General features: G+C 67.4%; 3 protein-coding genes. 1 reads left to right on the top strand and 2 read right to left on the bottom strand.

What is annotated here, in order from left to right; translation table 11 throughout:
* Window positions 1–967 (top strand): ATP-dependent protease ATPase subunit HslU (gene hslU, locus JWR89_RS03565; RefSeq protein WP_299711874.1); only part of this gene is annotated, 967 nt, incomplete at its 5' end.
* A gap of 158 nt (window positions 968–1125) precedes the next feature.
* Here the strand turns inward: hslU and JWR89_RS03560 are convergent.
* Window positions 1126–1722 carry a Smr/MutS family protein gene (locus tag JWR89_RS03560; protein ID WP_299711872.1) on the bottom strand — a complete coding sequence of 199 codons (597 nt, stop codon included), beginning with the start codon at window positions 1720–1722 and terminating at the stop codon, window positions 1126–1128.
* A partial coding sequence (locus JWR89_RS03555) for an MltA domain-containing protein (RefSeq protein WP_299711870.1) occupies window positions 1719–2782 on the bottom strand: 1064 nt, incomplete at its 5' end. The genes JWR89_RS03560 and JWR89_RS03555, both read right to left, overlap by 4 nt.

Raw genomic sequence — 2782 nt, 5'->3', positions numbered from 1 at the left:
GGACGTCCAGGCCAAGGCGGAGCTCGCCGCGGAGGAGCGGCTGGTGACGGCGCTGGTGGGCGAGCAGGCGGCGTCCGACACGCGCGGCAAGTTCCGCCGCATGCTGCGCAGCGGCGAGCTGGAGGAGCGCGAGATCGAGATCAGCCTGACCGACGCGGCGCCGAATCCGCTGGGCCAGATGGACATGCCCGGGATGCCGCCCGGCCAGATGATCAACCTGGGCGAGATGATGAAGGGAATGTTCGGCAAGGGCGCCCAGACCACCCGCAAGATGACCGTCGCCGCCGCCCGGGCCGCGCTGCAGCGGGAGGAGGCCGACCGGCTGCTGGACAATGACCGGCTGACCAAGGACGCGGTCGCCCATGCGGAGCAGAACGGCATCGTCTTCCTGGACGAGATCGACAAGATCTGCGCCCGCACCGGCGAGGGCGGCTTCCGCGGCGGCGACGTGTCGCGCGAGGGCGTGCAGCGCGACCTGCTGCCGCTGATCGAGGGCACGACGGTATCGACGAAGCACGGTGCGGTGAAGACCGACCACATACTGTTCATCGCGTCAGGCGCGTTTCATATCGCAAAACCCAGCGACCTGCTGCCGGAATTGCAGGGCCGCTTGCCGATCCGCGTCGAGCTCAACGCGCTGTCGCGCGACGACATGCGGCGGATTCTCACCGAGCCGGAAGCATCGCTGATCAAGCAGTACATCGCGCTGCTGGCCACCGAAGGCGTGACGCTGGAATTTTCCGACGACGCGATCGACGCGCTGGCCGATGTCGCGGTGGCGGTGAACTCCACCGTGGAAAATATCGGCGCGCGGCGGTTGCAGACGGTGATGGAGCGCGTGCTCGACGAGATCTCGTTCGCCGCCCCCGACAAGAGCGGCGAGACGATTCGCGTCGATGCGGACTACGTGCAGAAGCATGTCGGCGACCTCGCGAAGAACGCGGATCTGAGTAGGTTTATTTTGTAGCAACCTGGCTGTCATTCCGGGGCGCGAGCGACGATAGCAGCGAGCGAACCCGGAATCCCGGGATGGGACGATGAACATGCCGGGATTCCGGGTCCGCAGTTCAGCCGGCTTCGCCGTCTGAATGCAGCCCGGAATGACAGTCTGGGGCTGGAAGGCTCCTACCTCGCCCGTCTAATCCGCACATACAGCGCGCCGCCGCCGCCATGGCCGATGCTGGCTTCCTCATAGCCCACCACCAGGGCGCGAAATTCCGGCAGGCCCAGCCATTCCGGGACCTGGCGGCGCAAAATGCCGCGTTCGGATTCCGGGCCTACGGTGCGACCCTTGCCGGTGATGATCAGCACGAAGCTGCAGCCGTCGTGGTGGCAGCGGTGCAGGAACGCGCGCAGCGCGCCGTGGGCGCGGGTCTGCGTCATGCCGTGCAGGTCGAGGCGGGCGTCGATCTCCTTCTTGCCGCGCGACAGTTGCAAGCGTTCGCGGCGGCCGAGCGGCGCCAGCGGCGGCGCGGGACGGACCACCGGCGCCGCCATTTTCACGGGGCGCGGTGAGGGCTCAGGCTTTCGAACGGCCGGTGACGGCAAAGCCACATGGACTGGTTCGACCGCCACCGACGGCTTCGCCACGCGCTTTTTCCGGATCGGCCTGGTCTGCTTGGCGACGCTGTCCCACAGCGCGCGCTCTTCCTCGCTCAGCGCGCGCTTGCGGCGCGAGATGACGGGATCCAGCAGTTGCGGGGGACGACGCGTGCCTTTCATTGCCAGAAGAAACGAAAGCCGGAGGGACGGGGCGCGCGACGCTGCACGCGATGCCGCTCGCGGCGTCTCGGCCTGGCTTCTTGCTTGGCCTCTTGCTTCGCTTCTTGCTTCGCTTCTTGCTTCGCTTCCTGCTTGGCCTCGGTCTTGATCTCGGGCCGCGCTTCCGGCAGCGGCACCGCTTTGGCGGCAACGGCCGCAGCGACTGGCGCAACTACTGCTATCGCTGCTGGTGCGGCGGCGGTCGGGGCAGGCGGGCCGATGAAATCAGCCGCCTTGTCAGGCGCTTTCGCGGGCGACGCCTCTCTCACCGAAGGAGCAGGGGCTGGCACCGGAATCGGAACGGCGGCGGTCTCGACCGGCTTCGCGACATCTTTCGTCTCGGTCGGCAGCGGCTTCGCGGGCTCCTGCGGAAACAGCTTGGCGATGTGCTCGGACGGCCGCGCCGGCGGCAGCGGCAGGCCGCGGCCACGCTCGACCGGATCGAGACTCTTCGGCACCAGCATCACGAACCGCGCACCCTGCTTGATACGGCCGGAGACCTTTCCGGCATCGTCGCCGGCGCCGAAATAGATGTCGGCGCGCGCGGGGCCGACGATGGCCGAGCCGGTGTCCTGCGCCACCATCAAGCGGCGGAACGGCGTCTTCGAGATTTCGGTCTCGATCGGCAACTCGCCCTCGATGAAGAACGGCGTGCCGTAGACGTGCAACGCCTTGTCGACGGCAATGGAGCGGCCCGGCGTCAGCGGCACGCCCTGCGCGCCGACCGCCTCGTCGGTGGCGGAGAGCTGCACTTCATGGAAGAACACATAGGAGCGGTTGGTGCGGCGCAGCTCGTTGGCGCCGTCGGGATTCTCTTCCATCCATTGCCGGATGCGCTGCATCGACATCTGCTCGCGCGGGATGATGTTGCGCTCGATCAGCGCGCGACCGACCGGGGTGTAGCGAAACCCGTTATGCGAATCGTAGTTGATCCGGACCATGCCGCCGTCTTCAAACCGGATCCGCGCCGAGCCCTGGATCTGGGTGAACAGCAGGTCGGTCTGGTTCTTCAGCCAGGCGA

Origin of the sequence: Tardiphaga sp., assembly GCF_028290785.1 — a bacterium.
GTDB lineage: Bacteria > Pseudomonadota > Alphaproteobacteria > Rhizobiales > Xanthobacteraceae > Tardiphaga.
Note: the sequence above shows the minus strand (reverse complement) of the source record. Positions and strands in the feature narration are given on the sequence as shown.